Annotated in this window: 41 protein-coding genes; 4 read left to right on the forward strand and 37 right to left on the reverse strand. The window is 54.4% G+C overall.

Annotated elements, in window-relative coordinates; all coding sequences use genetic code 11:
- Positions 1-312 precede the first annotated feature (312 nt).
- Both epsC and GY33_RS0117120 read left to right on the forward strand, forming a co-directional pair.
- The gene (epsC, locus tag GY33_RS0117115; RefSeq protein WP_152555242.1) at positions 313-1,251 is read left to right on the forward strand and encodes a serine O-acetyltransferase EpsC; all 939 of its coding nucleotides are present in this window, start codon (positions 313-315) and stop codon (positions 1,249-1,251) included.
- A gap of 21 nt (positions 1,252-1,272) precedes the next feature.
- Complete coding sequence (locus GY33_RS0117120; RefSeq protein WP_031388496.1) at positions 1,273-1,782, forward strand: FmdB family zinc ribbon protein; 510 nt, start codon at positions 1,273-1,275, stop codon at positions 1,780-1,782.
- Here the strand turns inward: GY33_RS0117120 and GY33_RS0117125 are convergent.
- Both GY33_RS0117125 and GY33_RS0117130 read right to left on the reverse strand, forming a co-directional pair.
- Positions 1,770-2,639, reverse strand: a complete 870-nt coding sequence (locus tag GY33_RS0117125; protein WP_235185554.1) for an SAM hydrolase/SAM-dependent halogenase family protein — start codon at positions 2,637-2,639, stop codon at positions 1,770-1,772. The genes GY33_RS0117120 and GY33_RS0117125 overlap by 13 nt on opposite strands.
- A 192-nt stretch (positions 2,640-2,831) precedes the next feature.
- Positions 2,832-3,707: a YitT family protein gene (locus GY33_RS0117130; protein ID WP_031388498.1), complete on the reverse strand. Its 876-nt coding sequence runs from the start codon at positions 3,705-3,707 to the stop codon at positions 2,832-2,834.
- Positions 3,708-4,072: 365 nt separating this feature from the next.
- On the opposite strand from GY33_RS0117130, the gene glmS reads away from it, so the two are divergent.
- Positions 4,073-5,896, forward strand: a complete 1,824-nt coding sequence (gene glmS / locus GY33_RS0117135; RefSeq protein WP_031388499.1) for a glutamine--fructose-6-phosphate transaminase (isomerizing) — start codon at positions 4,073-4,075, stop codon at positions 5,894-5,896.
- A gap of 77 nt (positions 5,897-5,973) precedes the next feature.
- On the opposite strand, the gene GY33_RS0117140 is transcribed toward glmS, so the two are convergent.
- The 3 genes from GY33_RS0117140 to GY33_RS0117150 are packed head-to-tail and all read right to left on the reverse strand — an operon-like array spanning position 5,974 to position 8,582.
- Positions 5,974-6,783: a metal ABC transporter permease gene (locus tag GY33_RS0117140; protein WP_031388500.1), complete on the reverse strand. Its 810-nt coding sequence runs from the start codon at positions 6,781-6,783 to the stop codon at positions 5,974-5,976.
- Positions 6,780-7,544: a metal ABC transporter ATP-binding protein gene (locus tag GY33_RS0117145; RefSeq protein ID WP_031388501.1), complete on the reverse strand. Its 765-nt coding sequence runs from the start codon at positions 7,542-7,544 to the stop codon at positions 6,780-6,782. Before GY33_RS0117145 ends, GY33_RS0117140 begins: the two co-directional genes overlap by 4 nt.
- A gap of 12 nt (positions 7,545-7,556) precedes the next feature.
- Positions 7,557-8,582 carry a metal ABC transporter solute-binding protein, Zn/Mn family gene (locus GY33_RS0117150; protein WP_051822787.1) on the reverse strand — a complete coding sequence of 342 codons (1,026 nt, stop codon included), beginning with the start codon at positions 8,580-8,582 and terminating at the stop codon, positions 7,557-7,559.
- Between the two features lie 185 nt (positions 8,583-8,767).
- Between GY33_RS0117150 and GY33_RS20730 the strand changes: the two genes are divergently transcribed.
- Positions 8,768-9,187 (forward strand): Fur family transcriptional regulator, encoded by a 420-nt coding sequence (locus GY33_RS20730; RefSeq protein ID WP_084185316.1) that lies wholly within the window; start codon positions 8,768-8,770, stop codon positions 9,185-9,187.
- Positions 9,188-9,211: 24 nt separating this feature from the next.
- Here GY33_RS20730 and selD read toward each other — a convergent pair whose 3' ends face one another.
- The 32 genes from selD to GY33_RS0117305 all read right to left on the reverse strand — a co-directional run.
- Entirely contained in the window at positions 9,212-10,267 is a 1,056-nt protein-coding gene (selD, locus tag GY33_RS0117160) for a selenide, water dikinase SelD (protein WP_084185318.1), read from the reverse strand.
- Positions 10,267-11,265: a selenium metabolism-associated LysR family transcriptional regulator gene (locus GY33_RS0117165; protein WP_051822788.1), complete on the reverse strand. Its 999-nt coding sequence runs from the start codon at positions 11,263-11,265 to the stop codon at positions 10,267-10,269. The genes selD and GY33_RS0117165 overlap by 1 nt, the downstream gene beginning before the upstream one ends.
- 91 nt (positions 11,266-11,356) lie before the next feature.
- Positions 11,357-11,839 carry a 50S ribosomal protein L17 gene (gene rplQ, locus GY33_RS0117170; protein WP_084185320.1) on the reverse strand — a complete coding sequence of 161 codons (483 nt, stop codon included), beginning with the start codon at positions 11,837-11,839 and terminating at the stop codon, positions 11,357-11,359.
- Positions 11,817-12,869 (reverse strand): DNA-directed RNA polymerase subunit alpha, encoded by a 1,053-nt coding sequence (locus GY33_RS0117175; protein WP_031388506.1) that lies wholly within the window; start codon positions 12,867-12,869, stop codon positions 11,817-11,819. The genes rplQ and GY33_RS0117175 overlap by 23 nt, the downstream gene beginning before the upstream one ends.
- Positions 12,870-12,887: 18 nt before the next feature.
- On the reverse strand, positions 12,888-13,514 hold the full coding sequence (gene rpsD / locus GY33_RS0117180) for a 30S ribosomal protein S4 (RefSeq protein ID WP_031388507.1): 627 nt from the start codon (positions 13,512-13,514) through the stop codon (positions 12,888-12,890).
- Positions 13,515-13,539: 25 nt separating this feature from the next.
- Entirely contained in the window at positions 13,540-13,932 is a 393-nt protein-coding gene (rpsK, locus tag GY33_RS0117185) for a 30S ribosomal protein S11 (protein WP_031388508.1), read from the reverse strand.
- A 68-nt stretch (positions 13,933-14,000) separates the two neighbouring features.
- Positions 14,001-14,372 (reverse strand): 30S ribosomal protein S13, encoded by a 372-nt coding sequence (gene rpsM, locus GY33_RS0117190; RefSeq protein ID WP_031388509.1) that lies wholly within the window; start codon positions 14,370-14,372, stop codon positions 14,001-14,003.
- Between the two features lie 12 nt (positions 14,373-14,384).
- Positions 14,385-14,498, reverse strand: a complete 114-nt coding sequence (rpmJ, locus tag GY33_RS20735) for a 50S ribosomal protein L36 (protein ID WP_084031770.1) — start codon at positions 14,496-14,498, stop codon at positions 14,385-14,387.
- A 15-nt stretch (positions 14,499-14,513) separates the two neighbouring features.
- Positions 14,514-14,699, reverse strand: coding sequence for a S1 domain-containing protein (locus GY33_RS20740; RefSeq protein ID WP_407637402.1), 186 nt, complete (start codon positions 14,697-14,699; stop codon positions 14,514-14,516).
- Positions 14,696-15,490, reverse strand: coding sequence for a type I methionyl aminopeptidase (map, locus tag GY33_RS0117200; RefSeq protein WP_031388510.1), 795 nt, complete (start codon positions 15,488-15,490; stop codon positions 14,696-14,698). Before map ends, GY33_RS20740 begins: the two co-directional genes overlap by 4 nt.
- A 2-nt stretch (positions 15,491-15,492) precedes the next feature.
- Positions 15,493-16,800, reverse strand: a complete 1,308-nt coding sequence (gene secY, locus GY33_RS0117205) for a preprotein translocase subunit SecY (protein ID WP_031388511.1) — start codon at positions 16,798-16,800, stop codon at positions 15,493-15,495.
- A complete protein-coding gene (gene rplO / locus GY33_RS0117210; protein WP_031388512.1) occupies positions 16,781-17,251 on the reverse strand; it encodes a 50S ribosomal protein L15 in 471 nt (156 codons plus the stop codon). Before rplO ends, secY begins: the two co-directional genes overlap by 20 nt.
- A gap of 82 nt (positions 17,252-17,333) precedes the next feature.
- The gene (rpsE, locus tag GY33_RS0117215) at positions 17,334-17,822 is read right to left on the reverse strand and encodes a 30S ribosomal protein S5 (protein ID WP_031388513.1); all 489 of its coding nucleotides are present in this window, start codon (positions 17,820-17,822) and stop codon (positions 17,334-17,336) included.
- A gap of 11 nt (positions 17,823-17,833) precedes the next feature.
- Positions 17,834-18,193, reverse strand: coding sequence for a 50S ribosomal protein L18 (rplR, locus tag GY33_RS0117220; RefSeq protein ID WP_031388514.1), 360 nt, complete (start codon positions 18,191-18,193; stop codon positions 17,834-17,836).
- 9 nt (positions 18,194-18,202) lie between these two features.
- A complete protein-coding gene (gene rplF, locus GY33_RS0117225) occupies positions 18,203-18,739 on the reverse strand; it encodes a 50S ribosomal protein L6 (RefSeq protein WP_031388515.1) in 537 nt (178 codons plus the stop codon).
- A 12-nt stretch (positions 18,740-18,751) separates the two neighbouring features.
- Positions 18,752-19,132: a 30S ribosomal protein S8 gene (gene rpsH, locus GY33_RS0117230; RefSeq protein WP_200874889.1), complete on the reverse strand. Its 381-nt coding sequence runs from the start codon at positions 19,130-19,132 to the stop codon at positions 18,752-18,754.
- A gap of 16 nt (positions 19,133-19,148) precedes the next feature.
- A complete protein-coding gene (locus GY33_RS20745) occupies positions 19,149-19,334 on the reverse strand; it encodes a type Z 30S ribosomal protein S14 (protein ID WP_084031769.1) in 186 nt (61 codons plus the stop codon).
- Positions 19,335-19,349: 15 nt separating this feature from the next.
- Positions 19,350-19,889, reverse strand: a complete 540-nt coding sequence (gene rplE, locus GY33_RS0117235; protein ID WP_031388517.1) for a 50S ribosomal protein L5 — start codon at positions 19,887-19,889, stop codon at positions 19,350-19,352.
- Between the two features lie 8 nt (positions 19,890-19,897).
- Entirely contained in the window at positions 19,898-20,221 is a 324-nt protein-coding gene (rplX, locus tag GY33_RS0117240) for a 50S ribosomal protein L24 (protein ID WP_031388518.1), read from the reverse strand.
- 9 nt (positions 20,222-20,230) lie between these two features.
- On the reverse strand, positions 20,231-20,599 hold the full coding sequence (rplN, locus tag GY33_RS0117245) for a 50S ribosomal protein L14 (RefSeq protein WP_031388519.1): 369 nt from the start codon (positions 20,597-20,599) through the stop codon (positions 20,231-20,233).
- A 9-nt stretch (positions 20,600-20,608) separates the two neighbouring features.
- Positions 20,609-20,875: a 30S ribosomal protein S17 gene (rpsQ, locus tag GY33_RS0117250; RefSeq protein ID WP_031388520.1), complete on the reverse strand. Its 267-nt coding sequence runs from the start codon at positions 20,873-20,875 to the stop codon at positions 20,609-20,611.
- Positions 20,872-21,072: a 50S ribosomal protein L29 gene (gene rpmC, locus GY33_RS0117255; protein ID WP_031388521.1), complete on the reverse strand. Its 201-nt coding sequence runs from the start codon at positions 21,070-21,072 to the stop codon at positions 20,872-20,874. Before rpmC ends, rpsQ begins: the two co-directional genes overlap by 4 nt.
- 3 nt (positions 21,073-21,075) lie before the next feature.
- Positions 21,076-21,486, reverse strand: coding sequence for a 50S ribosomal protein L16 (gene rplP, locus GY33_RS0117260; protein ID WP_028570876.1), 411 nt, complete (start codon positions 21,484-21,486; stop codon positions 21,076-21,078).
- On the reverse strand, positions 21,486-22,124 hold the full coding sequence (gene rpsC, locus GY33_RS0117265) for a 30S ribosomal protein S3 (RefSeq protein WP_031388522.1): 639 nt from the start codon (positions 22,122-22,124) through the stop codon (positions 21,486-21,488). Before rpsC ends, rplP begins: the two co-directional genes overlap by 1 nt.
- Positions 22,125-22,136: 12 nt before the next feature.
- Positions 22,137-22,469 carry a 50S ribosomal protein L22 gene (rplV, locus tag GY33_RS0117270; RefSeq protein WP_031388523.1) on the reverse strand — a complete coding sequence of 111 codons (333 nt, stop codon included), beginning with the start codon at positions 22,467-22,469 and terminating at the stop codon, positions 22,137-22,139.
- An 18-nt stretch (positions 22,470-22,487) separates the two neighbouring features.
- Positions 22,488-22,775 (reverse strand): 30S ribosomal protein S19, encoded by a 288-nt coding sequence (rpsS, locus tag GY33_RS0117275; protein WP_031388524.1) that lies wholly within the window; start codon positions 22,773-22,775, stop codon positions 22,488-22,490.
- 11 nt (positions 22,776-22,786) lie between these two features.
- Positions 22,787-23,617 carry a 50S ribosomal protein L2 gene (gene rplB, locus GY33_RS0117280; RefSeq protein ID WP_031388525.1) on the reverse strand — a complete coding sequence of 277 codons (831 nt, stop codon included), beginning with the start codon at positions 23,615-23,617 and terminating at the stop codon, positions 22,787-22,789.
- Between the two features lie 3 nt (positions 23,618-23,620).
- Positions 23,621-23,911, reverse strand: coding sequence for a 50S ribosomal protein L23 (gene rplW / locus GY33_RS0117285; protein ID WP_031388526.1), 291 nt, complete (start codon positions 23,909-23,911; stop codon positions 23,621-23,623).
- A gap of 2 nt (positions 23,912-23,913) precedes the next feature.
- The gene (rplD, locus tag GY33_RS0117290; RefSeq protein ID WP_031388527.1) at positions 23,914-24,534 is read right to left on the reverse strand and encodes a 50S ribosomal protein L4; all 621 of its coding nucleotides are present in this window, start codon (positions 24,532-24,534) and stop codon (positions 23,914-23,916) included.
- A 19-nt stretch (positions 24,535-24,553) separates the two neighbouring features.
- Positions 24,554-25,189: a 50S ribosomal protein L3 gene (gene rplC / locus GY33_RS0117295; protein WP_031388528.1), complete on the reverse strand. Its 636-nt coding sequence runs from the start codon at positions 25,187-25,189 to the stop codon at positions 24,554-24,556.
- A 12-nt stretch (positions 25,190-25,201) separates the two neighbouring features.
- Positions 25,202-25,516, reverse strand: coding sequence for a 30S ribosomal protein S10 (rpsJ, locus tag GY33_RS0117300; protein WP_031388529.1), 315 nt, complete (start codon positions 25,514-25,516; stop codon positions 25,202-25,204).
- Positions 25,517-25,519: 3 nt separating this feature from the next.
- Positions 25,520-25,952, reverse strand: a 433-nt coding sequence (locus tag GY33_RS0117305) for an EF-Tu C-terminal domain-related protein (protein ID WP_031387632.1), incomplete at its 5' end; no start/stop codon positions are given.

Consider the following 25,952-nt stretch of genomic DNA (forward strand, 5'->3'; position numbering starts at 1 on the left):
TGTTGCCAAATTGAATTCAGAGCAAACCTTTTTGAGCCGATTGTAATACTGTTTTTCGTCTTGACCGTCGAATTGAAAATAGTTAATTTGCATTTGATCCTTTCTCCTATTTTGTATTATTACCGTGAAGAAGTTACATTCTAAACAGTGAGAAAGGATCTTTCAAGCAAAAACCCTCTTAATTTTCAACATATTGACATTTAGTCAGACTGTAACAGAAACCCCTAAAGTTGAGTTATGCGCCTATAACCTGAATCCGATCCCGATCCCGATTCCGACACCGAATGAAAACCATTACCGCCGAGTAATTACATGAATACCCCAGATATGATGGAACTGAACATCGCCCCGCTCAAGGACGTGGTTCGCCGCCTCTGCGAACCGGACTCCTGCAAGGACGTCTGCCGCGCGCCGGTCCACGACCAGCCCATGCCTTCGGTACCGGCGATCACGGAAATCATGGAGCGACTGCGGGCCGTCCTTTTTCCCGGTTACTACGGTGACTCCGAGGTCACCCCGGAGTCCTTGAGCTACCACATCGGGGCCGGACTGGACCGGGTCTACCGGCTGGTCACCGAACAGATCAGGCGCGGATACTGTTTCCTGTGCCGGGTCAACGAGGAAGAGGACTGCGGGGACTGCCAGGACTTGGCCGTGGACCTGGCCACAAAATTCATCACCACCCTGCCCAAGATCCGCGGCCTGCTGGCCACGGACGTTCAGGCCGCTCTGGCCGGGGATCCCGCGGCCAAGACGCCGGGGGAGATCATCTTCAGCTATCCCAGCATCATGGCCCTGACCCACTACCGCATCGCTCATGAACTCTACCACCTGGGCGTGGACATGATCCCCCGGATCATCTGCGAAATGGCCCACTCCAAAACCGGCATCGACATCCATCCCGGCGCGGAGATCGGCAACCATTTCTTCATCGACCACGGCACGGGTACGGTGATCGGCGAGACCAGCATCATCGGGAACAACGTCCGGCTTTACCAGGGCGTAACCCTGGGCGCGAAAAGCTTCCCCAAGGACGCCAACGGCCAGATCATCAAGGGCCTGCCTCGCCACCCGGTCCTGGAAGACGACGTGATCATCTACTCCGGCGCGACCATCCTGGGCCGGGTGACCATCGGCAAAGGCTCGGTCATCGGCGGCAACGTCTGGGTCACGGACAGCGTCCCCCCGGGTTCCCGCCTGATCCAACAACGTCCCAGCTCGCAGTTGTTCAGCGATGGCGAGGGGATTTGAACAGGATACCATGGAGTAACGATGCCCCTTTACGAATTCTACTGCCAGGACTGCCATACCATCTACAACTTCTTTTCCCCGCGGATCAACACGGAAAAGCGGCCAGACTGTCCCAAGTGCGGACGTCCGGAGTTGGAGCGGCAGGTTTCCGTGTTCGCCATTTCCAAGAATCGCCCGGACACCGGGGATAGCGAGGACGGCATGGACGGGATGCCGGACCTTTCCGGCCTGGACGAGGCCAAGCTCGAGCGGGCCATGGCCATGATGGCCCGGGAAGCCGAAGGCATGGACGAGGATGATCCGCGTCAGGCGGCCCAGTTGATGCGCAAGCTCTGCGACGTCACGGGCATGAACTTCGGGGAGGGCATGGAGGAGGCTCTGGCCAGGATGGAAGCCGGGGAAGACCCCGAACAGGTCGAAGCGGAAATGGGGGACATGTTCGAAAACATGGACTTCAGCCCCACCGGTGCCAAAAAGCTGCGCCGCGCCCTGCGCGCACCGGCCCGGGACGAGACAATTTACGATATGTGAGGCGGAAAAGCAGTCCCCGAACACTCCAACACGATCCGCATTCCCGGCGCGAGCCCGAGCACGGCGGCGGCGTTGCCCTGGTTAACCGCCAACTCCCAATAGCCCTGACTCCCGACCAGCATTCCGACTCCGCCCTCTGGAATCTGGGCGTAGGTCCGCACCGGAACCAGCGGCTGAAGCAAAGGCGCAAGCAGTTCTACTCGCCCCATCCCCGCTTCGGGCAAAAGACTTTCCGGCAGGTTGAGCAGGCAGTTGCCGAAGCGGTCCACATGCAGCACATGCGCCGCGATCTCCCGGCCACGCTGCTCCGGCGCGGCCCAGACCGGACGGTGCAGGGCCTCTGGGTCCAGAGGCCGGCCCAGTCGGAGCGGATCAGCGCCCAGGGCCAGCCGGGCCGCAGCCGGGGCCAGGATGTCCCGGCCATGAAAGGTGTTGGAACGCGCGCCCGAGGCGGGCGGCATGGTCAACTCCCAGGCCCGCGCTCCGCTCACATCCCCGGATTCAGGCCCGAATACCAGGGCCAACAGACCATTATCCGGTCCCAGAAAAAAGCGGCCCTCCCGTTTACCGATCACCAGACGACGCTCGGTCCCCACTCCCGGGTCCACCACGCCCACCAGCACGCTGCCTTCCGGAAAAAACCGCCAACTTGCCGCCAAATAAAAGGCCCCCTGCATTACGTCAAAGGGCCGAACCTGGTGGCTGACGTCTACAACCACTGCCTCTGGAGCGAGCCCCGCCAACACGCCCTTCATCTGTCCCACGTATGGATCGTCCAGCCCAAAATCCGTAAGCAGGGCGATGGTCGGCTTGGTCACCGCTCCTCGATGTCTTGGTCGTTCGCTTCGCATACGCATCCTCTGTTCCCTCCGCCTATAGCCCAAAGCAGGCATACATCACGCCATGGGACTGAGGCAAAAGGGCGAGCATTTTCGCCGTGTCGGCACTGTCGTAGCAGCGGGTCATGCCTGCGTTGTCCTCATGCAGTCACTTCGGGGGGGGGATGAATACGCAGCAGCGCTGAACGGCTTTATACAAGGGGGATACTCTCAGTAGACCTTGCGCCGGGAAAAGCCCTGACCAATCACGTTCAGGGTATTTTCCTCGATGGTGAAGGCCTTGGGGTCAATGGTGAAGATGATTTCCTCCAGGCGTTTGAGCTGCAGGCTGGTGACCACGGTCAAAAGAATTTTCTTTCGTTTGCCGGTGTAGGCACCGCGACCGTACAAAAAGGTCGAACCCCGGTTGATGGTGGTCAAAATGGCTTTAGCCAGTTCGTCGGGCTTTTCCGAGACCACCAACACCATTTTACGCTGGTTGAACATGCCCAGGAAGTAGTCCATGACCATGGCATGGACGAAAACCAGAAACACCGAGTAAAGCACATGCTCCAGGCCGATGAAGAACAGGCTGCCGGAGAACAAGACCAAGTTGAAGCCGAAGGAAAATTTTCCGATCCCGAGATTAAAGCGTTGGCTCAAGTAGACTGAGATGACGTCCAGCCCACCCAGAGATCCCAAAGACCGCAGGGCGATGCCCGAACCGGCTCCCATGATGGCTCCGGCCGTCAGGGCGGCCAGCAGAGTGTCCTCAATGGTCAGGGTCCATGGGAGAGTATCAAGGCCTAGGCTGAGCAGCAGCATGCCGTACAGGCTGTAGAAGAAAAACCGCTTGCTGACGCAGAGCCAACCGAGGATGAAAATCGGGATGTTCAGGATCAGGAGCCATACCCCGGGTGGAAACACCCCAAATACGTAGCTCAGAATCAAGCCGACCCCGGTCACGCCACCACTGATGAATTCCTGAGGAACAACGATGGCCTTGACTCCGAAAGCAACGATTAAGGCCCCCATGGTGATCAGGAGCAGGTTCCAGGATATGGAGTAGGTCGCAACGCGAAATTGTTCCGCCCACTTTCCGGCCATGCGGTTCTCCTTCCATCCAATTAAGCGTTTTACTTTGATGAATGCCTATGCGAGGTCTGAATAGTACTTCGGATGGCTCTGAAAAAAACGGTAGGAAATGATCAGCAGCGATATGGGTGGGGCCAGTCCGACGACCATACGCCGGAGCCACATCGCCGAACTGCCCATACCTACATGAGCCCGATGCCTGGAGCAAGACCGCAAAGACGCCGAACGTTTTTAGGCGAGGGCTGTGGCCTCGTATCGTTCCGGGTGACTTTTCACGGTTCAAGCGCTAAGGGTTACTGACTTTAGAAACGTGTTCCGGTCATACGTTCCAGGGCCGGATCGCCTCCCCTTCACCAGCAAACGTCACGAGGTCCATCATGTGCGGAATCATCGGTTATGCGGGGCACAGGCCGGCCGTGCCCATCATCGTGGAAGGACTGAAGCGTCTGGAGTACCGCGGCTACGATTCCGCGGGGGTGACCTTTGCACAGCACGACGAGCTGCACGTCATTCGGGCCGAGGGCAAGCTGTGCGAGCTGGAAACCCGCCTCAACGGCCAGGACATGTTTCATGCCACTACGGCTCTGGGCCATACCCGATGGGCGACCCACGGCTTGCCCGTGGAACGCAACGCCCATCCCCATCGTGACCCAGGAGGTCGCCTGGCCCTAGTGCACAACGGAATCATCGAGAACTACCAGCCCCTTCGGAAAAGGCTTAAAGACAAAGGGCGCACGTTTTTCTCGGATACGGACTCCGAAGTGCTGGTTCAGCTTATCGCCGAGCTATGGACTTCCGACATCACCCTACGCGAGGCGTTCAGCAAAGCGCTTGCTCAAGTTGAAGGCACCTATGCCGCGGCCCTGCTCAACCTTGACGAGCCGAATAAAATATGGGCGGCCCGTAAATCCAGCCCGCTGTTGCTGGGTGTGGGCGTTGGGGAAAACTTCGTGGCCTCGGACATCCCGGCGTTTCTGGGCTACACACGGGACGTCGTCTTTTTGGAAGACGGCGAACTGGTGGAACTGGAGCCGTTTTCCTGGCAGGTCTTCGACGCCGCCACCCTGGAGCCTCTGGAGAAGAAGGTCCACCATATCACCTGGGACTTCCAGGCCGCGCAAAAAGGCGGCTACCGCCACTTCATGCTCAAAGAAATCTTCGAGCAGCCCGCGGTGATCGCCAATTGTCTGGCCGGACGCGTGGACGGCAAAGCCCTGTCCGTTACCTTGCCGGAGCTGGAATCCCTGCCCGTCCCGGCCCAGATCCAGATCGTGGCCTGCGGCACGTCCTACCATGCCGGGCTGTGGGGTCAGCACTTACTGGAATCCTGGGCGAAAATACCGGTTCGCGTGGAAATCGCCTCGGAATTCAGATATCGCAACCCGCTCTTCATGCCGGACGATCTCGTCCTGGCCATCAGTCAGTCCGGAGAAACCGCGGATACCTTGGCCGGGATGCGCTTGGCCAAGGAACACGGCGTGCCTGTGCTCGGACTGTGCAACGTGCTGGGTTCCAGCGTGACCCGGGAGGCGGACGGCGTGATTTACACCCAGGCTGGGCCGGAAATCAGCGTGGCCTCCACCAAGGCCATGTGCAGCCAGCTTGTTTTGTTGACCTTGCTGGCCCTGTACTGGGGGCGACGCAAGGGAACGCTGGCTCGGGAAGTGGAGACATCGATCATCACCGGGCTGCTCGGCCTGCCTCAAGTTTTGGAGGCAGAACTGCCCCGCCTGCGCGGCACAGCCCAGGAACTGGCCTCGGAATATAGCACGGCAAACAGCTTTTTCTACCTCGGACGGGGGCCGGCCTACCCGCTGGCCTTGGAAGGGGCTTTAAAACTCAAGGAAATCTCTTACATCCACGCCGAGGGCTACGCAGCCGGAGAGATGAAGCACGGCCCCATCGCCCTGATCGAGCCGGAATTCCCCACCTTCGCCCTGGCCCTGAACGACGCCCTGCTGCCCAAGGTCGTTTCCAATCTGGTTGAAGTCCAGGCCCGCAACGGCCGGGTCATCGCCTTGTGCCAGTCCGGGTTCGAGCTGACCGTGGATCACGCCTGGGAGGTCCCTCAGGTTTACGGCCCTCTGAACAGCTTCCTGGCCCTGCCGGCCTTGCAGTTGTTCGCATACGAAATGGCCGTCTACCTGGGAAAGGACGTGGACCAGCCCCGCAATTTGGCCAAAAGCGTGACGGTGGAGTAGGGGCAGGCCCTCGTGCTAGCCCTTGATTCGCGACCTTGGGAAAACGCATGGAAAAGGGCAACCACGGGGGGTTGCCCCTACGCTCCTCGCACCTTTCCCCAAAACCGTGACAGAAAGAACCCTCCGGCGGCCACCAGGACGATGGCCGCGCCAGCGGTCAGATTCAGATAGTAGGCTAGAAGCAGTCCGCTCACGCAGAACACAATGCTCAGCAGCACGGACCAAGCCATCATGGTTCCCAGCGACTTTGCGAACCCTTCCGCCATCACGGCCGGAATGGTCAACAATGCGATGACCAGGATTAAGCCCACGGCCTGGATGACCGTAACCACGGTCAACGCGGCCAGGGCCAGAAGGCTGAAATACAAGCCACGCACCGGGACGCCCATGACACGGGCGTGTTCCTCGTCGTAGGACATGGCCAACAGGTCGTGATAAAAAAGCCGCACCCAGCCCAGCACCATCAGATTCAACGCGGCCATCAGCCACAGGCTGGTAGCGGGTACCAACAAAATGCTGCCAAACAGGTAACTCATCAGATCCACGTTATACCCGGGGGTCATGTCCACCAGGAGGATCCCCACAGCCATGCCCACGGCCCAGATCACGCCGATGGAAGAGTCGCTACGATGCTTGGCCCTTAAGCTGACCCCGCCCATGACCAAGGAAGCCAGCAACGCGCACAACGCGGCCCCAAGGTAGGGCGAAGCCCCTAGATAGATTGCCGCGCCCACCCCGCCATAAGAGGCGTGAGCAATCCCGCCGGACAGAAAAACCAAACGGTTGACCACCACCAGGGACCCCATCACCCCGCAACAGACGCTGATCAGCAAACAGGCCGCCAAGGCGTTGCGCATGAATTCGTACTGGAGGAAATCCGGCGTCATGAGCAGCGATGTTCCTTGAGCACCCGGTGGGGGAGCGGCCCGTGGGTAACCAGTTCCACGGGACAGTGATAGGCGGATTCAAGCATTGTCTGAGTGAACTCGGCCCGGTCGTGGTAAAACAACGTCTTATTCACGCAGGCCACGGACGTGGCATAGCTGGAGAGAATGGAAAGGTCGTGGCTGACCACGATGACGGTCATGAACACGTTCAATTCCTTGAGCAAATCGTAGAGCGCCGTCTGAAAATCCCGGTCCACGCTGGCCGTGGGTTCGTCCAGGAAGAGGAGCTCCGGTTCGTTGGCAAGTGCCCTGGCGATAAAGACCCGTTGCCGCTGACCGCCGGAAAGCCGACCGATGCGCCGACCACGAAAATCCCACATGCCAACCCGCTTCAGGGCTTGGCGCGTTGCTTCCCGGTCTTCCGCCTCGAAACCACGCCAAAAGGCACGATGAGGCAATCGACCGAGCAACACCACATCTTCAACCGTAACAGGGAACTGCATGTGAACATTGGTGTGCTGCGGAACGTACCCCACCTTGCGGGGCATTTTCCCAGGGGCCGCGCCGAGCACGGAGACTACGCCCCTGCGAGGCTTCAGGATGCCCAGCAAGACTTTCAGCAGCGTAGTCTTGCCTCCGCCGTTAGGCCCCAACACGGCCAGAAAGTCCCCCCGGCGCACATGGAGTTCCACGTCTTCAAGGACGAGGTGTCCATCATAGGCGAAACACACGCCCTGGGCATGCACGACAGGGGGGGACATGAAACAACTCCGTTACTGCATCGCTTGCTTGAACTTTTCGGCCACGGTACGCATGTTCTCCATCCAATTTTCGGCCAACGGGTTGATGGCGATGGTCTGTCCTTCGATAGCCGAAGCGATGGTTTCCGCGCTACGGGTGGAGAACTGCGGGGAGATGAAGACAACGCGAACTCTCTCTGCCTTGGCCCGTTGAATCAGTTGTTGCAGATCCTGAGCCTTGGGCTCCTTGCCCTCCAATTCCACCGGAATCTGCTCCAGTCCGTAATGGCGGGCAAAGTATCCCCAGGCAGGATGAAAGACCATGAACGCCGATCCCTGCTTTCCAGCCAGGGTATGGCGAATGTCCACGTCCAGGGCGTCCAGGTCCGCCATGAACGCCTTGAAGTTGGCTACATATGCCGAGGCATGCTCGCCGTCGAGGTCCGTCAAGGCCTCGAGGATGTGCCGAGCCTGGATACGGACCAAATCCGGCGAAAGCCAGACGTGGGTGTCCAGTCCTCCGTGATGGTGGTGGTCGTGGCCATGACTGTGATTGTAAGCAAGGCCATGCTCCTGGTCATGCGCATGATCGTGGCTCTCTCCGTGAGCATGTTCGTGTCCGTGAAAGTGGTTCTCTCCATGGTCGTGACCGTGGCCATGATCATGGTCGCCGCGCCCGTGATCATTGTGGTGATGGTGGGGGATCATGGGGAGTTTATCGATGCCTGCATCCGTATGCACGGTCCGCAGTTCAGGGTGAAGCGCGCCTATCTTGGGCAAAAGATTTTTCTCGAACTCCACCCCCAAGGCAAAATATAACTTGGCCTGGGCCAAGGTGCGCATCTGATCCGGTTTGGGCTCGTAAACATGCGGGCTGGCTCCCGGCGGGACCATGACGGACACATTTACAAGCTGACCGCCGACGCGTTCCACGAAGTACTTTTGCGGCGCGATGCTCACAAACACTTCAAACGGCTGTGCCTGGACCGAAGTCGCGCCCAGCGTCACGAACAACATCGCGAACAGAGCAATCCCCATCTTAAAATTCAAATTCCGCATATTCACATCCTCCTGGTTACCATACCCAATGCGGTATGCCTCTCGTCCCCAGCCTTTCGATGATATTGATATTGCGGTATCATCAGGGCTGATGGCAAGCAAATAGCCTTGTTGAGAGTTAATTGATAACCTTTCGGGCTCATGGTACGAGAGAAGATGGAGAGAGCGACCGCAAAAGGCCGGTAATGATGAGAAAAACGCAACAACGTCATGCTATTCAATCGGTCCTTGGCAAGGCCATGGGACCACTGACCATCCCGGAGATTCACCGGGAAGCCTCACACTATTCGCCAGGCTTAGGAATTGCTACGGTCTATCGGACCGTTCGAAACATGCTTAAACAGGGCGCGATTTTACAAATCGGCATTCCAGGAGAAATCCCCAGATACGAAGACGCGCGTCGTTCACACCATCATTTTTTTCAGTGCCGTGTTTGTTCCCGCGTCTTCGAAGTACACGAATGTCCCGCCGACCTGAACCGCATGGTTCCGGAAGGGTTTGAACTGGAGGACCACGAAGTGTTCCTGTTCGGCCGCTGCAGGGACTGCCGTGAAGGACCGACGAATACGGATCTACTGAACTCGTGCGGAATGAACGGCGTTTGATTCGTCGTTCCAGCGACCGAGCAACTACACGATCTCCATTCGTGATTCCCCGAGCTGATGCGGAACGACCCGACCAATAACCTCGCACAGCTCTCCGCCCTCTCGAAGCAGTCTTTGAACCTCAGGCACGAGGGCTTCGGCAACCCCCAACACCAAGCCGCCGGAAGTCTGGGCGTCAAAGATCATGTCCACGCGCAAGGCGTCCACGTCGGACTTGACCTCCACCTGTCGAGCGCAATGCTTTTTGTTGGCGAAGCTCCCGGCCGGGAGCATGCCCATGGCGATCAGTTCCATAGCCTGTTCGAGAACTGGGACGCTTTCGGCATCCAGGATAATCCGCACATCCGAGGCATGGGCCATTTCCAACAGGTGACCGCCCAGGCCGAATCCGGTCACGTCCGTGGCACCTTTCAATCCCAGCTTGGCGATGACTTCCCCACCTACTCGGTTCAGCCGCCCGGCCCAGTGATACAGAAGCTTTTCCAACTCTTCCGCGCCGGGCAGTTCGGCCTTCAATCCCGTGGCTAATACGCCGGAGCCCAACGGCTTGGTCAGGATCAGCTGATCGCCGTGACGCAGTCCGCCATTGGTAGCGTAGCCTTCCGGAGCAACGAAGCCGGTTACTGCCAAACCGTATTTAACCTCCTGATCTTCGACGCTGTGACCACCGGCCAACACGGCACCAGCTTCTTGAATCTTGTCCAACCCGCCGCGCAGAATTTCCTTAAGGATTTCTTTGGAAAGCTTTTTGATTGGAAAACAAACAATGTTCATGGCGCACCACGGAGTCCCCCCCATGGCATAGACGTCGGAAAGAGAATTGGCCGCGGCTATTTGCCCGAACCAATAAGGATTATTGACAATGGGCGTGAAGAAATCCACGGTCTGGACCAGCGCCATATTCGGTGGAAATCGCAGTATCGCGGCGTCCTCGGCATGTGCTGTTCCTGAAAGTAGGCGCTCGTCTGAACGAATGGCGAGGCCCCCCAAAATGCTCTCCAGGTCCCCTGGAGATATTTTTGAAGCTCAACCGGCGGCACTGACGCCGCGAACCAGAGCGTATGCATCTCGATCAATCATTATCTCAACCTTGTTGATGAAGGAATAAAGCAGTCGACAGAGGGGTGCACCAACTCGAAGACGTCCCCTTCGTCATGATGCTGGATTTCCTCGGTTTGATCAAACGTTTCAGCTGATTCGGTAACGAATTCCAAAAAAAACCGTACGACGGGAAACTGGTGGCGCATGGGATGATGGACGACGAAAAAACTACGCTCAAAGTGCAGTTCCGGAATACTGACGATGGTCAATTCCCCGCGCTGAAGGTATTCCCGTGCGGCCAGCCGGGAGCTGACGGAAATTCCCATGCCGCACCGCACGAAACGTAACAAGGCTTCCGTACCGTCCACGACGCTCACCACGTTCAGTTCGTTTGGCGAACAACCTGCTTTTTCCAGTGCTTGCTCCACGGCAAGTCGCGTTCCTGATCCGGGCTGGCGCACGACCCAAGGCATTTTGACTATGGATTCAACGCTAAAGGGGGGACGCCGACCGGATAAAAAACTCGGCGCCGCCAAGACCACAAGCGAGTCGTCCACCAAGGTCTGAAATTCCAGTTCTGAAGATTGATCCTTGGCGCCGACCACGCCGACGCAAAGCTCACCCCGAGAAATCAAGTCCAGGATGTCCAATGAATCGCCTTCGGTCACCGAGATGCGCACATTGGGATATCTTCGCGAAAAACGGCTGAGTAACTCGGGAAACAGGTAGTTCGCGGGAATAGTGCTTCCTCCCAGCTTCAACTCGCCGGACACGTCGTTGGACAGCAGACGAATCTCGGACTCGGCTCGGTCCAGGGAGGCGAAGATGGACGCGCAGTGGCCATAAAGAATATCAGCGGCCTGGGTCGGTAAAATACTGCGCCCCAAGCGATCAAACAACGAAACCTGGATGGACTGCTCCAAAGTAGCCACGTGCGCGCTAATGGTTGGTTGGGACAAAGCCAGATCTTCCGCAGCCCGTGAAAAACTCCTGCGTTCATAGACCTTGGCAAAGGCACGTAATTGACGCATATCCATATTCACGATCCAAGCAATAGCTTTTAACTATCGACTAAATCAAAAAAAAAGGCAGAGCAATTGCTCTGCCTTTATCATTCATACCGACGGTTCATTCAGTGGACTTTTCACGAGAAGCCGAAGAGGGTTCCTCGGATGCAGGACTCAGTGGAGCCGTACTTTGTTGAGCAATAGTCGTTGCAACGACTCCAGTCTCGGTTTGCGGAGTTACAACCTGATGCTTCGTAAATTCGATTAAAGCCAATGGCGCACAATCACCCGGGCGTGGAGCTCCAAGCTTCAATACGCGCGTATATCCCCCGGGGATGTCCTGGTATAAGGGAGCAACCTCGTCGAAGAGGCGTTTAACCAACGCATGGTCTCCTAAGACCTTGTACACAAGCCGTCTGGAATGCAGATCATTACGTTTTGCCTTGGTCACGAGTTTTTCAACCACGCCGCGGAGTTCCTTGGCCTTGGCTTCAGTGGTTTGAATACGGCCATGCTGGATCAACGCGCTGGCCATGTTCCGAAACATGGCTTTTCGGTGGGCCGGGGTCCGGTTGAACTTTCTACCGCTCTTCCTGTGTCTCATGAGTATCTTCCTTCTTCAGCCATTCCTGATATTTCTCTTCAAAGTTGGGAACATCGGTCCCAAAATCAAAGCCCATTTTATTAACCACCCGCCGAATTTCTTCCAAAGACTTTCTCCCGAAATTTCGCGTTTCCAAAATTTCATTTTCCGTTTTCTGAACCAACTCCCCGAAAATAGCAATGCCGGCACTCTTCAAGCAGTTGGTAGCCCTTACGGAAAGCTCAAGATCCTCAATGGACTTGAACAAAAGCGGATCGATATTTTGGTCCGCGGCGTCTGTGGTTCCCTGTTCATCCTCGCTGTCGTCAAAGGCGATGAATACGGAGAGCTGGTCTTTGAGAATCTTAGCGGAATAGGCGATGGCGTCATCGGGACGCAAAGATCCGTCAGTCCAGACTTCCATGACCAACTTATCATAGTTGGTCATCTGGCCGACACGCGCTTGTTCCACGGAATAGGCAGCCTTGAGTATGGGAGAGAAATTCGCGTCCAACGCGATCAAACCGATCTCCTCGTCCAACCCTTCATGCATTTCAGCCGGAAGATACCCTTTACCCATCCGAACTTCAAGTTCCAAGCGGAAGTCGATGTCATCCGTCAACGTGGCAATAAGCTGATCCGTATTGTAAACCTTGACCCGCTGATTTTCCTGGATGGCGGCGGCAGTGACAGCGCCTTTCGAGTTCGCAGTGAGATGGAGACGTTGCGGCTCATCAGTGGTCATGGCTAAGCGGACCTGCTTCAGGTTGAGCACAATATCCGTAACATCCTCCAGGACACCTGGAATTGTCGAAAATTCATGCTGGACGCCCTCGATGCGTACGGCGACGATGGCCGCCCCCTGCATGGATGACAGCAGAACGCGACGCAGAGCGTTGCCAATGGTTGTCCCAAACCCTCTTTCTAACGGCTCACAGACAAATTTGCCGTAGGTATTGGTGGAGCGCTTATCTTTGATAAGCTGGTCGGGCTTGACCAACTCCGTCCAATTTCGGGTGTTGAGGAGCTTGTCGCCTTTACGAATGAACATTCTATGCACCTGCAAAGATTATTTTGAATACAACTCAACGATGAGCTGTTCGTTGATCTGAAAAGATATATCTTCGCGAGTCGGAACAGCGACGAGTTTGCCTTTGTGCTGAGTGCCGTCGACTTCCAACCAAGCGGGAGTTCCGCGACGAGCGATGACCTGCTGGGCTTCCTGAATCACGGGAATCTTGCGACTCGCCTCTTTGACAACGATCTCGTCTCCAATGCGCATTCGTAAGGAGGGGATGTTCACTTTATGGCCGTTCAGCGTGAAATGACCATGACGGATCAGCTGTCTAGCCTGGTCGCGAGAGTTTGCGTATCCCATGCGATAGATGACGTTATCCAAGCGTGTTTCCAACAATACCAACAAGTTGGTTCCAGTTACTCCCCGCTGTTTGTCGGCCTTGAAAAAATAATTCCGGAAAGGACGCTCGAGAATTCCGAAAGTACGGCGTAACTTCTGCTTTTCCCGCAACTGCAATGCATAGTCACTAAACTTCTTGCGTGCGCGACCATGTTCCCCGGGTGCGTATGAACGCCGCTCATAGGCACATTTGTCTGTGAAACAGCGATCACCTTTCAAAAAAAGCTTTGCGCCTTCCCGACGACACAATCGGCATTTTGCTTCAGTATATCTGGCCAAAATCTCCTACCTCCCCTCTCCTGAATTAGACTCTTCTGCGTTTGGGCGGACGGCAACCATTGTGCGGAATCGGCGTGATGTCACGGATATAGGTCACCTGAAAGCCGACCTTGTTAATGGCCCGCATGGCGGCTTCTCGGCCGGAACCCGGCCCTTTGACCAAAACGCCGACAGTACGCATGCCTTGTTCCTGCGCTTTGCGAGCGGCGGATTCCGCAGCCAATTGCGCGGCAAAGGGGGTGCTTTTACGTGATCCCTTGAAGCCGGCCATTCCGGAACTGGCCCAGCTGACGACGTTTCCTCTCTGGTCGGTAAAGGAAATGATGGTGTTGTTAAAGCTGGCCTGGATGTGAGCGACTCCCACTGGAATATTCTTCTTCTCTTTCCGCTTGCCGGCTTTACGAGCAGGTCTTGCCATATCTTGTCTTGCTCCTGTCCCTGTATGTTCCTGATTAAATATCGATCAACAGCCTTTAAAATCGTCGACTACTTTTTCCGCTTCCCGACGATGGACCGTCGTGGCCCCTTGCGCGTTCGAGCGTTGGCGTGAGTACTCTGGCCGCGTACCGGTAAGCCTTTTCGGTGCCGCAAACCTCTGTAGCAACCAATGTCCATCAGACGCTTTATGTTGCTGGTCACGTCACGACGCAGATCACCTTCGACTTTATAGGTCGATTCAATTTCCTTACGAATGTCGTTGATCTCGTCCGCGCTCAAGTCGTCGGTCTTTTTCGTCCAAGCGATGCTCGTCGCATCCAGGACCTTCAAAGCAGTCGCTCGACCAATTCCGTAGATATAGGTCAGAGCGATATCCATTCGCTTGTTCTTGGGCAAATCAACCCCAGCGATTCGTGCCACGGTTTTCCTCCATTATCCTTGACGTTGCTTGTGACGGGGGTTTTCGCAAATAACCCGTAAAATTCCATTGCGGCGAATGATTTGACACTTGTCGCAAACTTTCTTCACGGACGGTTTGACTTTCATTTGATACTCCAACGGTTATTTCAATCGATAAGTGATCCGATCTCTATTGAGATCATGTGGAGACATGTTCATTCGCACCTTGTCATTGATCAAGAACCGGATGAAACGCATCCTCATTTTTTTGGACATCTGCGCCAATACCTGATGTTCATTGACCAATCTGCTTGGGCGAAGTCTCCTAAGTCGCGCCAACCATCTCAATGACTTCTTCCTTGACCATATTCAGCGTAGCTTCTGCTCAATATCTCAGGACCATTCGAAGTCAGGGCGATAGTATGCTCAAAATGAGCTGCGAGGCTATTGTCTTTGGTCACAGCCGTCCAACGATCGGACAGAATCTCAACTTCATCCTTGCCTGCGGTGACCATGGGCTCAATAGCCAGTACCATGCCTGTCTTCAACGGTATGTCGGAATACCGTTGCGGAATGAAGTTTGGAATCTCTGGTTTCTCGTGAAGGCTTCTGCCGATGCCGTGCCCAACGAATCGCTTGACCACGGAACAACCATGATCTTCGACATAACGTTGAATGGCGCGGGATATGTCATAGAGCTGATTACCGACAACAGCCGATTGAATTCCGATATCCAGAGCATCTCGAGTAACATCAAGCAAGGTCTGGGTGCTGTTTGAAATGGTTCCAACGGGAAATGTCCGCGCGGAGTCACCATAAAAGCCTTGGTATATGACTCCGAAGTCAATGCTGACGATGTCGCCTTCCTGAAGAATCCTATCAGAAGGAAATCCGTGAACGACTTGTTCATTTACCGAACAGCAAATTGCGTATGGAAAACCACGATACCCTTTGAACGCAGGCTTCACATTGAACCGAGAGCACCATGTAAGGGCAGTCTCTTCAAGATCAATGGTTTTGACGCCGGGCCTGACGCTTTCCTGCAATGCATCCAGAATAATGGAAACGATCCGATTCGCCTCGCGGAGGATGTTGATCTCTTTCTCATTTTTCAAATAGATGCCCAGATATTTCTTCACACCTACCGCCTGCCTTTGATCCGTGTTTTCTGCATCAGTCCTTCATACTGATGGGTAATGAGATACGAATCGACCTTGCTCATGGTGTCCATGGCGACGACAACAGTGATCAACACGCCCGTTCCACCAAAATAAAATGGAACGTTGAACTGTGAAATGAGCAACATCGGCAGGACGCATATGGCGGAAATGTACAACGAGCCCCAGAGGGTAATCCGACTGAGAACAGTGTCAATGTATTCTCGTGTTTTCAAACCAGGGCGAATACCCGGAATGAAGCCGCCTTGTTTCCGAATATTTTCGGCAATATCCTTAGGATCAAAAATTATTGCCGTATAAAAATAACAAAAGAAAATAATCAACGCGACAAATACAGTATTATAAAGAATCGTCGCGGGATCAAACATCATGGAGACTCTGTTCAAAATCTCAGACTGGGAAAAAGAAGCTAAAGTAGCTGGGAACATCAACATGGAAGACGCGAAGATCGGTGGGATGACTCCCGCGGTATTGATCTTCAACGGCAAATGCGTTGTCTGCCCACCGTACATTTTCCGGCCAAGCATTCGCTTGGCATACTGGATAGGTATTCTGCGTTGCCCGCGTTCCATGAATACGATGAAGACCAAAACGCCTGCAACAAGCAAGGCCAGGAGTAAGGCGACGAACAGAGAAATTTGGCCTGCGCTCATCAACCGAAACGTATTGATGATGGCTCCCGGCAATTGAGCAACGATACCGGCAAAAATGATCAATGAGATTCCGTTGCCGATGCCGTATTCGGTGATCTGTTCACCAATCCACATCAAAAGAACGGTCCCTGACACCATAGTAATAATCGTAGTCAGGCGGAAGGCCCAGCCTGGATCCAGGACCACAGCGGCCCCACCAGGACTGGTCATGTTCTCGATCCCGATGGCGATGCCCAGGCCTTGAACAGCAGCGATCATTACCGTTCCATACCGTGTGTACTGCGTTATCTTCTTGCGTCCGGAGGCACCTTCTTCCTTGAGACGCTTCAACTCCGGACTGACCACCGTCAACAACTGGATGATGATCGATGCGGAGATATAAGGCATGATGCCTAAGGCGAAAATGGACAGATTGCTGAGGCCACCGCCAGCGAACATGTCGAACATTCCGAACAGTGTTCCCTGCATGCTGGCGAAAAAATCCGCCATGGCCCTGGAATCGACCCCGGGAACCGGGATATGAACCCCGATCCGGCATGTCGCCAAAAGCATAAACGTAAACAGGATCTTGCGTTTTAATTCCGCGAGACCACCGGATTTACTGGTTGTTTGTTGCACTCTGTTCGCCTTCCATGGCAACGGCTTGGCCACCGGCTCTGGAAATCTTCTCAATGGCCTGTTTGCTGAATCGATGTGCCTCTACCTGAACGGCGGACGAAATATCGCCCCTGGCCAGAATCTTGATCGGCAGACCTCTCTTGCCGAATCCAGCGGCATAAATGGCTTCCAGTGAAATATGCTCGGTTTGCGGAAAAAATTCCAACAACCGATCCAAATTGACGACAGCGTATTCCGTTCGAAAGGGATTTTTAAATCCTCCCTTAGGGAGCCTCCGTTGTAGAGGCATCTGACCGCCTTCAAAACCGGGAGCCTTGGTTCCCCCGCTCCGGGACTTTTGTCCCTTGTTTCCCTTGCCGGAAGTGCATCCCCAGCCGCTGCCGGACCCTCGTCCAACTCGCTTTCTGTTTTTGCGCTCTTCATAAAACGGATAGAGATCATGTAATTGCATATTGTCCTTCCAGTGTACGCGCGTACAAATTTTAACGCGCAATTACGTGCTTGAAATGGAGGCGATATCGTAGAAAACCGACCTAACGAGTCAGACTGACGCTCTGTCCACGCAAGGCGCTCACCTGTTCCGCGGAACGGAGGGAAACAAGTCCCTGCACGGTGGCTTTGAGCACGTTATGGGGGTTATTGGTCCCAATGGCCTTCGTCAAGATATCGCTAACGCCGACGGCTTCCATTACGGCTCGAACCGGACCACCGGCTATAATTCCCGTCCCCTTGGACGCAGGCTTTAAAACCACGCGCCCGGCTCCGTACTGTCCTTCGACTTTATACGGGACGGTACCGTCGACAAGATTGATCTTTTGCATGGTCTTCCGCGCTCTTTCCGTGGCTTTGCGGATCGCTTCAGGAACCTCGTTGGCCTTGCCGAGGCCATAGCCGACGGAATCCTTGCCGTTGCCGACCACGACAAGAGCACTAAAGCTGAATCGACGACCGCCTTTGACGACTTTGGCCACACGATTCAGATATACGATTTTCTCTATGAACCCTAACTGCGTCTGTTCCATGAAGGTCCCCATTAGAATTTAAGTCCGCCCTCACGAGCGCCATCGGCAAGAGCCTTGATCTTCCCGTGATAGATGTAGCCGCCACGATCAAATACGGCCTGGTGGATATCCTTTTCCTTGGCCTTGCTCGCCAAGTCCTTCCCGACCTGCATGGCCACGTCACGCGTGAAACCGTTCGCGCCGCCGTCCTTTGACAGAATGAAGGATGAAGATGAAGCAAGGGTATGGCCATTGTCGTCATCGACCAATTGCGCATAGATGTATGCGTTGGACCGAAATACGACCAAGCGAGGACACAGGGCATTACCACTAATTTTTTTCCGAATACGCTGCCTACGACGCATTCTGGCTTGATTTTTAGTGTATTTCATGAACCAATCCTACTTTTTACCTGTTTTGCCGGCCTTACGCCGAATCACTTCATCTGAGTATTTTATACCCTTGCCTTTGAACGGCTCAGGCGGGCGGAAACGACGTATTTGCGCGGCCACTTCGCCGACCTGCTCTTTGTCGATTCCCTGCAAGGTCAGCTTGTTTCCCTCGACCTTGGCGGACATGCCTTGCGGCAGATTGTACTCGACTGGATGAGAAAAACCAACGTTCAGGGTGATTTTAGGGCCATCAACAGCGACTTTATAACCGACGCCGATAACTTCGAGAATTTTTTGAAAGCCTTCGGTCACTCCACGTACGGAATTGGCCAGAAGAGTTCGCCGCAAACCGAACTGCTCTCGGGCGACCCGAGAATCGTCAACTCGACTCAGATGCACGGCATCATCCTTCAACTCATACGTAATCTTGGAGTGGGTCGGAGTTCTCAACTCTCCCTTGGGCCCCTTGATTTCGATCACGTCCTTGTGGACACGGACCTCGACGCCCTTGGGCACCGGAACCGGATTCTTACCAATGCGTGACATTATCGCTTCTCCTTACCAAACTTCACAGAGCAGTTCACCGCCGACATTTTCGGACCTGGCGGCCCGTCCTTCCAAAACACCCTTGGGCGTGGAAAGGATGGCAATGCCGAGACCGTTTTGAACGGCGGGTATTTCCTTCGCTCCGACGTAAATTCGAAGACCGGGCTTGCTCAGCCGTCGAGATCCGGAAATAGCTCCCTTTGAAGAGAGATATTTGAGGACAACGCGGATATTACGCTCCTCACGAGCTACATCTGAAACAAAACCATGATCTTTGAGGATAGCGGCAATGGACTCCGTCATCCGAGACGCGGGGAAGTGGACATCTTTGTGCAGGGCCTTTTGGGCGTTCCGAATTCGCGTAAGCATGTCCGCTATGGGATCATTAAGCAACATGGGCAGACCTCGTTTACCAACTAGATTTTCTTACCCCGGGCAATTCTCCTGCCAGGGACATATTGCGAAAGCAGATGCGACAAATTCCAAAATGCCGTAAAAAAGCACGAGACCGGCCGCACAAGGGGCAGCGATTATAGGCGCGAGTCGAAAATTTTGGTTTTCTTGCGGCCTTGATTTTAAGAGCGGTGCGAGCCAAAGCATCCTCCTTGCGTTATTTTTTAAATGGCATGCCCAACAACTGCAGAAGGGCCTTGCCTTCCTTGTCGGTGGAAGCAGTGGTCACGATGGTGATGTTCATACCCTTAACCCTGTCGACTCGATCCATGTTGATCTCGGGAAATATGGTATGTTCCTTGATACCCATGGTGAAGTTCCCTCGCCCGTCAAAGCCGCGATCAGGAATACCGCGGAAGTCGCGGACGCGAGGCAAGGAGAAGGACACCAACTTATCCAAAAAGTCCCACATGCGCTCCCGACGCAAGGTGACGCGGCAACCGACCGGCATTCCTTCACGCAGCTTGTAAGCTGCGATGGATTTTTTTGCCCTGGTAATAACGGCCTTCTGCCCTGCGATCTGGGTCAGCTCCGAAACGGCGTCTTCGATCAGCTTATTGTTTTGAGAAGCTTCACCAAGGCCGATGTTCAGGCTGATGCATTGGATTTTAGGAATCTCCATCGGAGAGGAGTACCCGAAATCCTTCATCAGTTCCGGGGCGACCTTGCTCTTGTATATTTCCTGCAGCCTAGACATGACGCACCTTACGCAATAATTTCGTTACACTTTTTACAAAAACGCACTTTTTTGTCTTCGTCAATGAACTTGTACCCAACCCTGGTGGGTTTGGCGCAGTTATCACAAACAAGCGTGACGTTGGACAAGTGCAAAGGATTTTCCTTTTCCTTGATCCCGCCGGCTTCCCCTTTGTACGGATTGCCCTTGGAATGCCGTTTGACCTTATTTACGCCCTCAACAAGAATACGTTCTGTTTTAGGAAAAAGTTTCAAGACCTTGCCGATCTTTCCCTTTTCCTTTCCCACCATGATCATGACCTTGTCGTTTTTATGGATCTTTCGATTTTTCATGATACTTACCTACAGTACTTCAGGAGCCAAGGAGACGATTTTCATGAAATTCTTGGATCGCAACTCCCGAGCGACCGGCCCGAAAATACGCGTTCCCACGGGCTCGTTCTGCTTGTTCAGAAGTACGGCTGAGTTGTTGTCGAACCGGATGAAGGATCCGTCCGGTCGGTTGACTTCCTTTTTGGTCCGGACGATGACGGCTCGCATCACCTCGCCCTTTTTAACCTTTGAGTGAGGCATGGCTTCCTTGACGGAAACGACGATAATATCGCCAATGGATGCGTATCTGCGATGACTCCCGCCGAGTACTTTGACACAGAAAACCTTCTTAGCGCCAGAGTTGTCGGCGACGTCGAGCATAGATTGAACCTGGATCATAATAGCCTCTTAGACAGCCTTTTGCAGTACTTGTTTAAGTTGCCAGCACTTGCGCTTACTCAAGGGTCGGCTTTCAATAATTTCGACGGTGTCGCCGATATTGCATTGATTAAGTTCATCATGCGCCATCATTTTTTTCCGTCGTCGGATGTACTTCTTGAACAGAGGATGCTTTTCCAGTTTGTTCACCGAGACGACGATGGTTTTCTCAGCCTTGTTGCTGAGAACGACGCCGACTTCCGTTCGTTTGGTCTTCTGTTTCAACTCAGCGTTCATGATTTTGCTCCAGCGTTTTGCTCAGACAATACCGTCAGTATTCTGGCCACGGTCTTCCGTACGAAAGGCAACCGTTGCGTGTTCTCCAACTGAGCCGTTTTATGCTGAAAGCGCAGGTTGAACAGTTCTTTTCGAAATTCAAGAAGCTTTTCATTGAGTTCCGTGCTGGAGAGTTCGCGAAGTTCTTTAGATTTCATGACTTAGGCCTCCCGCAACACAATACTGGTCTTGATGGGCAACTTATAGGAAGCTCGTCGCAGAGCCTCGGAAGCAAGCTCCAGGCTAACCCCTTTGATTTCGTACAAAACTCGACCGCGACGGACAGGTGCGCACCAGCCGACAGGAGCACCTTTACCTTTCCCCTGACGCGTTTCAGCAGGCTTGGCGGTAATGGGTTTGTCGGGGAAAACCCGGATCCAGACTTTTCCACCACGCTTGATATGCCGCATCATGGCAATACGGGCGGACTCGATCTGTTGGTTGGTCAACTTTCCGGGCTCCAAAGCCTTCAGCCCGATATCGCCGAAAACCACCAAGCTGCCGCGCAGGGCCGAGCCCTTGATGCGGTTCTTCTGCTGCTTTCGGAATTTAACTTTTTTGGGACTCAACATTACTGAATCACCTCGTCGAGAATCTCACCTTTAAAAATCCAAACCTTCACGCCGATCACGCCGTACGTGGTCTTTGCGATGGCTTGCCCATAATCAATGTCGGCCCGCAAGGTGTGCAACGGAACGCGACCGTCACGATTCCATTCGCTCCGGGCGATTTCAGCGCCGCCCAGTCTACCGGCGACATTGATCTTGATCCCTTCGGCACCGAATTTTCTCGCCAATCCAACGGTCCGCTTCATGGCACGACGAAAAGCCACTCTTCGCTCCAGCTGCAATGCAACGTTTTCAGCGACTAGCTGCGCATCGGTCTCCGGTCGACGGATTTCAATGACTTCCAAGGCAAAGTCCTTTTGAAACTTCTTCTTCAAGGTTGCCCGCAAGTTCTCGATTTCAACGCCCTTTCGCCCAATTACGATACCAGGGCGCGCGGTAAACAGAATCAGCCTGATCTTACTTGCGGCTCTTTCAATTTCAATTTTAGAAATACCAGCATGGTATAAGGTCTTTTTCAAGAAAATACGAATACGGCGATCTTCATGCACGAACGCGGCGTAATCCTTTTTGCTGAACCACCTGGACTGCCAATTCTTGGTATACCCAAGCCGGAACCCAATGGGATGCGTCTTTTGGCCCAATTCTTTATCCTCCTACGCTTCCTCAACAATGACAGTGATATGACTTGTCCGTTTCAGGACCCTATAGGCGCGTCCCATGGCCCGTGGACGAATACGTTTCCATGAAGGACCATCATTAATAATGATGTTTTTGACGTATAAGGTATCCACGTCCACACCCCCGAGCTGTTCCGCATTCGCGATGGCGGAATGCAATACCTTGTCCAACACGGCGGCGGCCTTTTTCGGAGTGAACTTCAAAATTTTTCGTGCTTCCTCGACATTCTTTCCCCGAACATTGGCGGCAACCAGCCGAGCCTTCTGTGAGGAGATGCGCACGAACCGCGCTACGGATTTAGCTTCCATGATCACAAGCCTCCAGAACTACTTTTTGCCTTTTACAGCGCTCTTTTTGCCACCGGCGTGGGCATGAAAGGTCCTGGTGGGTGAAAACTCACCAAGCTTATGACCAACCATGTTTTCCGTAACAAAGACGGGGATGAACTTCTTGCCGTTATGTACGGCAAAAGTAAGTCCCACCATCTCGGGAACAATCGTAGAACGTCGTGACCATGTCTTGATCACTTTCCGATCATTCATTTCATTGGCTTTGGTCACTTTTTTGAGCACATGCCCGTCGACAAAAGGACCTTTTTTTACTGATCGTGGCATATCCGAGACTCCTATTTCTGGCCGCGACGTTTGACAATAAGCTTCGACGACGGCTTCCGGCGATTGCGGGTCTTATAGCCCTTGGTCGGTTTTCCCCAGGGCGTACAGGGATGCCGGCCACCGGAACTCTTGCCTTCACCGCCGCCCAACGGATGGTCGACCGGGTTCATGGCCACGCCCCGAACCTTGGGTCGTCGACCAAGCCAGCGATTTCGTCCGGCTTTTCCGATGGAAACCTGTTCGTGGTCCGTGTTGCCGACCTGCCCCACGGTCGCCCGACAGGTTGCCAGAATTTTACGCACTTCACCTGAAGGAAGGCGAAGCAAGGCATACTTTTCTTCCTTAGCCACGAGTTGCGCGTAGGTCCCTGCGCTGCGGCAAAGCTGGCCTCCCTTGCCCGGAGTCATCTCCACGTTATGGATGATCGTTCCAACGGGAATTCTCGACAAGTACATAGCGTTACCCGGGAAGATATCAGCCTCGTTGCCGGCGACGATGGTATCCCCGATTTTAACCCCGTCAGGGGCTAAAATATAGCGCTTCTCACCATCGGCATAATGCAGCAGGGCAATGCGTGCGCTACGGTTCGGGTCGTACTCAATGAAAGCCACTTTAGCCTGAACATCAAATTTATCTCGCTTGAAATCGATGACCCGAAAACGCCTTTTATGACCGGAACCTCTTCGCCGGGAAGTAATCCGCCCAAGATTGTTTCGTCCGCTTTTTTTGGCGCGTCCTTTTGTTAACGACTTTTCAGGCTTGCCGCGATTGATCTCACCGAACTCCGATACGGATTGAAAACGCGTTCCAGGAGAAGTCGGCTTGAGCTTACGTATAGACATTGGTTAGACCCCTTCAAAGAAATCGATTTTCTCGCCTTCGGCAAGGGTCACATAAGCTTTCCGGAAACCGGTGTCGCGAACGAGCCGACGATTGGCCTTGCGTTGGGTGAGCGTCTTTTTTCGCGCGATGTTGACCTTGCTGACCTTCACGTCAAAGGCATCCTGAACCGCTTTCTTGACTTCAATCTTGTTGGCGGAAGGATGGACCTGAAAGACTACTTGGTTGGCCGCGCTTTTGATCAACGTCGCCTTTTCGGAAACATGCGGCCGTAGCAAAATTTGCGTGTAGTTCATGGTTATTTCAACCTTTTCAGAAGTGACTCGACGGCAGCGGCGGAAACCATCAGCCGCGGGTGACGCAACACCTCATAGACGTTGACGCCGTCAGCGGTCCTTACGGAGACTCCGGGAATGTTCCGGGAGGAAAGCGTAAGCTTGTTATCCACTTCCGAAAGAACAATCAAGGCCTTCGGCATATCAAACAGCTGCACGAACTGATTAAACGTCTTGGTTTTGATTTCTTCAAGACCAATGTTGTCGACCACGGTCAGATTCTTGTCGGCCAGTCGAGCGGAAAGGGCCATTCGCATGGCCAACTTTTGAACCTTTTTATTGACCTTGAAAGAGTAATCTCTGGCCGTGGGGCCATGAGTGACCGCGCCGGAACGCCACAGAGGCGACCGATTCGAGCCAGCGCGCGCCCTGCCTGTTCCTTTTTGTCGCCAGGGCTTTTTTCCGCCACCGCGAATAGTGGACCTGGTCTTTACGCCAACGGTTCCAGAGCGCCTCGCGGCCAAATGCGACCTTACCACCAAATGGAGAATCTCTGGGCGCGCTTCAACCTCGAAAACGTCGGGATCCAGCGTCAATTCACCCACAACCTGTCGCTGCTGATTAAAAATATCGACCACAGCCATTTCATCCACCTTTTCTTCTTTACGCCTGTTGCTTTCTGACAATCACAAGCCCGTTCTTCGGCCCGGGGATCTGCCCTTTAACCAGCAGTAAATTGTCCCCCGCACGGACGGCCACGACCTCAATATTCTTGTATGAAGTCTTGCGGTCTCCCATATGGCCGGCCATCTTCTTTCCTTTGATGACGCGCCCGGGCTTGGTGTTGCACCCAATGGATCCCGCGTTGCGATGAATTTTTTCCGCGCCGTGAGATGCTGATCCACCGCGAAACCCCCAGCGCTTCACAACGCCGGCAAAACCTTTGCCTTTGGAGTTGCCGGTGATCTTAACCTTTTCACCAGGCGTGAACATCTCCAACCCCAGAGCCTGTCCAACCTCGAATCCGTCAACGGATTCGAGACGAAATTCGCGCAGGTGCCGATAATAACCACTGCCAGACTTGTCCAAATGGCCTCTCAGCGGCTTGTTCAACTTATTGGGTCGGGATTCCTCATAACCGATCTGCAAAGCGGAATACCCGTCCCTCGCGCGTTCCTTGACCTGGACAATGGGGCACGGCCCGGCCTGGATCACCGTTACCGGGATGACCATTCCGTCGCTCCCGAAAATTCGGCTCATTCCCAGCTTTCGGCCAAGGATTCCCAGTGTATTCGACATGACTTGCCCCCGTTATAACTTGATTTCCACGTCGACGCCTGCGGGAAGATTCAGTTTCCCCAAAGCGTCCACGGTTTGTTGCGTCGGCTCCAGAATGTCCAGGAGTCGTTTGTGAACCCGGACCTCGAACTGTTCCCGAGACTTCTTATCCACGTGCACGGACCTATTCACGGTATACTTGTGGATATTAGTCGGAATGGGAATCGGCCCGGCAAGTCCGGCTCCAGTGTTCCGCGCCGTGTCGACGATCTCGGCCACGGCCTTGTCCAAGATTCTGTAGTCAAAGGCCTTAAGTTTGATCCTGATGCGATCGCTGTTCATGGTCATACCCTATTCGACGATTTCGGAGATGACGCCGGCACCGACGGTCCGGCCGCCTTCACGGATGGCGAAGCGCACGCCCAGTTCCATGGCAATGGGGGCGATCAACTCCACGTTGAAGGTCGCGTTGTCCCCGGGCATGACCATTTCCACGCCCTCCGCCAGGGTCACCACGCCGGTGATGTCCGTGGTCCGAAAATAGAACTGCGGACGATACCCGCTGAAGAACGGAGTGTGACGACCGCCTTCTTCCTTGGACAAGACGTATACCTCGGCCACGAATCTGCGGTGCGGGGTGATGGACTTGGGTGCGGCCAAAACCTGCCCGCGTTCCACGTCCTCGCGCTTCACGCCGCGCAAGAGCGCGCCGATGTTGTCGCCGGCCTGGCCCTGGTCCAGCAGCTTGCGGAACATCTCCACACCCGTGCAGACCGTCTTGCGG

It is taken from the genome of Desulfonatronum thiodismutans, from assembly GCF_000717475.1.
Taxonomy (GTDB): Bacteria; Desulfobacterota; Desulfovibrionia; order Desulfovibrionales; family Desulfonatronaceae; genus Desulfonatronum; species Desulfonatronum thiodismutans.

Bases quoted from the DNA above. Each gene is read 5' to 3' on its own strand.
- rplB (WP_031388525.1), bottom strand. From the start codon at position 23,617: ATGTCTATACGTAAGCTCAAGCCGACTTCTCCTGGAACGCGTTTTCAA.
- rpsK (WP_031388508.1), bottom strand. From the start codon at position 13,932: ATGGCAAGACCTGCTCGTAAAGCCGGCAAGCGGAAAGAGAAGAAGAAT.
- rpmC (WP_031388521.1), bottom strand. From the start codon at position 21,072: ATGAAATCTAAAGAACTTCGCGAACTCTCCAGCACGGAACTCAATGAA.
- rpsJ (WP_031388529.1), bottom strand. From the start codon at position 25,516: ATGACCATGAACAGCGATCGCATCAGGATCAAACTTAAGGCCTTTGAC.
- GY33_RS0117165 (WP_051822788.1), bottom strand. From the start codon at position 11,265: ATGGATATGCGTCAATTACGTGCCTTTGCCAAGGTCTATGAACGCAGG.
- GY33_RS0117120 (WP_031388496.1), top strand. From the start codon at position 1,273: ATGCCCCTTTACGAATTCTACTGCCAGGACTGCCATACCATCTACAAC.
- rpsQ (WP_031388520.1), bottom strand. From the start codon at position 20,875: ATGAACGCTGAGTTGAAACAGAAGACCAAACGAACGGAAGTCGGCGTC.
- rplW (WP_031388526.1), bottom strand. From the start codon at position 23,911: ATGAACTACACGCAAATTTTGCTACGGCCGCATGTTTCCGAAAAGGCG.
- rplN (WP_031388519.1), bottom strand. From the start codon at position 20,599: ATGATCCAGGTTCAATCTATGCTCGACGTCGCCGACAACTCTGGCGCT.
- GY33_RS0117175 (WP_031388506.1), bottom strand. From the start codon at position 12,869: ATGTTCATTCGTAAAGGCGACAAGCTCCTCAACACCCGAAATTGGACG.
- epsC (WP_152555242.1), top strand. From the start codon at position 313: ATGAATACCCCAGATATGATGGAACTGAACATCGCCCCGCTCAAGGAC.
- GY33_RS0117150 (WP_051822787.1), bottom strand. From the start codon at position 8,582: ATGCGGAATTTGAATTTTAAGATGGGGATTGCTCTGTTCGCGATGTTG.
- rplV (WP_031388523.1), bottom strand. From the start codon at position 22,469: ATGGAAGCTAAATCCGTAGCGCGGTTCGTGCGCATCTCCTCACAGAAG.
- rplR (WP_031388514.1), bottom strand. From the start codon at position 18,193: ATGAAATACACTAAAAATCAAGCCAGAATGCGTCGTAGGCAGCGTATT.
- rplQ (WP_084185320.1), bottom strand. From the start codon at position 11,839: ATGAGACACAGGAAGAGCGGTAGAAAGTTCAACCGGACCCCGGCCCAC.
- GY33_RS0117145 (WP_031388501.1), bottom strand. From the start codon at position 7,544: ATGTCCCCCCCTGTCGTGCATGCCCAGGGCGTGTGTTTCGCCTATGAT.
- rpsS (WP_031388524.1), bottom strand. From the start codon at position 22,775: ATGCCACGATCAGTAAAAAAAGGTCCTTTTGTCGACGGGCATGTGCTC.
- GY33_RS0117130 (WP_031388498.1), bottom strand. From the start codon at position 3,707: ATGGCCGGAAAGTGGGCGGAACAATTTCGCGTTGCGACCTACTCCATA.
- rplD (WP_031388527.1), bottom strand. From the start codon at position 24,534: ATGGCTGTGGTCGATATTTTTAATCAGCAGCGACAGGTTGTGGGTGAA.
- rplO (WP_031388512.1), bottom strand. From the start codon at position 17,251: ATGCAATTACATGATCTCTATCCGTTTTATGAAGAGCGCAAAAACAGA.
- rpsE (WP_031388513.1), bottom strand. From the start codon at position 17,822: ATGGAACAGACGCAGTTAGGGTTCATAGAGAAAATCGTATATCTGAAT.
- glmS (WP_031388499.1), top strand. From the start codon at position 4,073: ATGTGCGGAATCATCGGTTATGCGGGGCACAGGCCGGCCGTGCCCATC.
- GY33_RS20730 (WP_084185316.1), top strand. From the start codon at position 8,768: ATGATGAGAAAAACGCAACAACGTCATGCTATTCAATCGGTCCTTGGC.
- GY33_RS0117125 (WP_235185554.1), bottom strand. From the start codon at position 2,639: ATGCGTATGCGAAGCGAACGACCAAGACATCGAGGAGCGGTGACCAAG.
- rpmJ (WP_084031770.1), bottom strand. From the start codon at position 14,498: ATGAAAGTCAAACCGTCCGTGAAGAAAGTTTGCGACAAGTGTCAAATC.
- rplX (WP_031388518.1), bottom strand. From the start codon at position 20,221: ATGAAAAATCGAAAGATCCATAAAAACGACAAGGTCATGATCATGGTG.
- rplC (WP_031388528.1), bottom strand. From the start codon at position 25,189: ATGTCGAATACACTGGGAATCCTTGGCCGAAAGCTGGGAATGAGCCGA.
- rplE (WP_031388517.1), bottom strand. From the start codon at position 19,889: ATGTCTAGGCTGCAGGAAATATACAAGAGCAAGGTCGCCCCGGAACTG.
- rplF (WP_031388515.1), bottom strand. From the start codon at position 18,739: ATGTCACGCATTGGTAAGAATCCGGTTCCGGTGCCCAAGGGCGTCGAG.
- rplP (WP_028570876.1), bottom strand. From the start codon at position 21,486: ATGTTGAGTCCCAAAAAAGTTAAATTCCGAAAGCAGCAGAAGAACCGC.
- GY33_RS0117140 (WP_031388500.1), bottom strand. From the start codon at position 6,783: ATGACGCCGGATTTCCTCCAGTACGAATTCATGCGCAACGCCTTGGCG.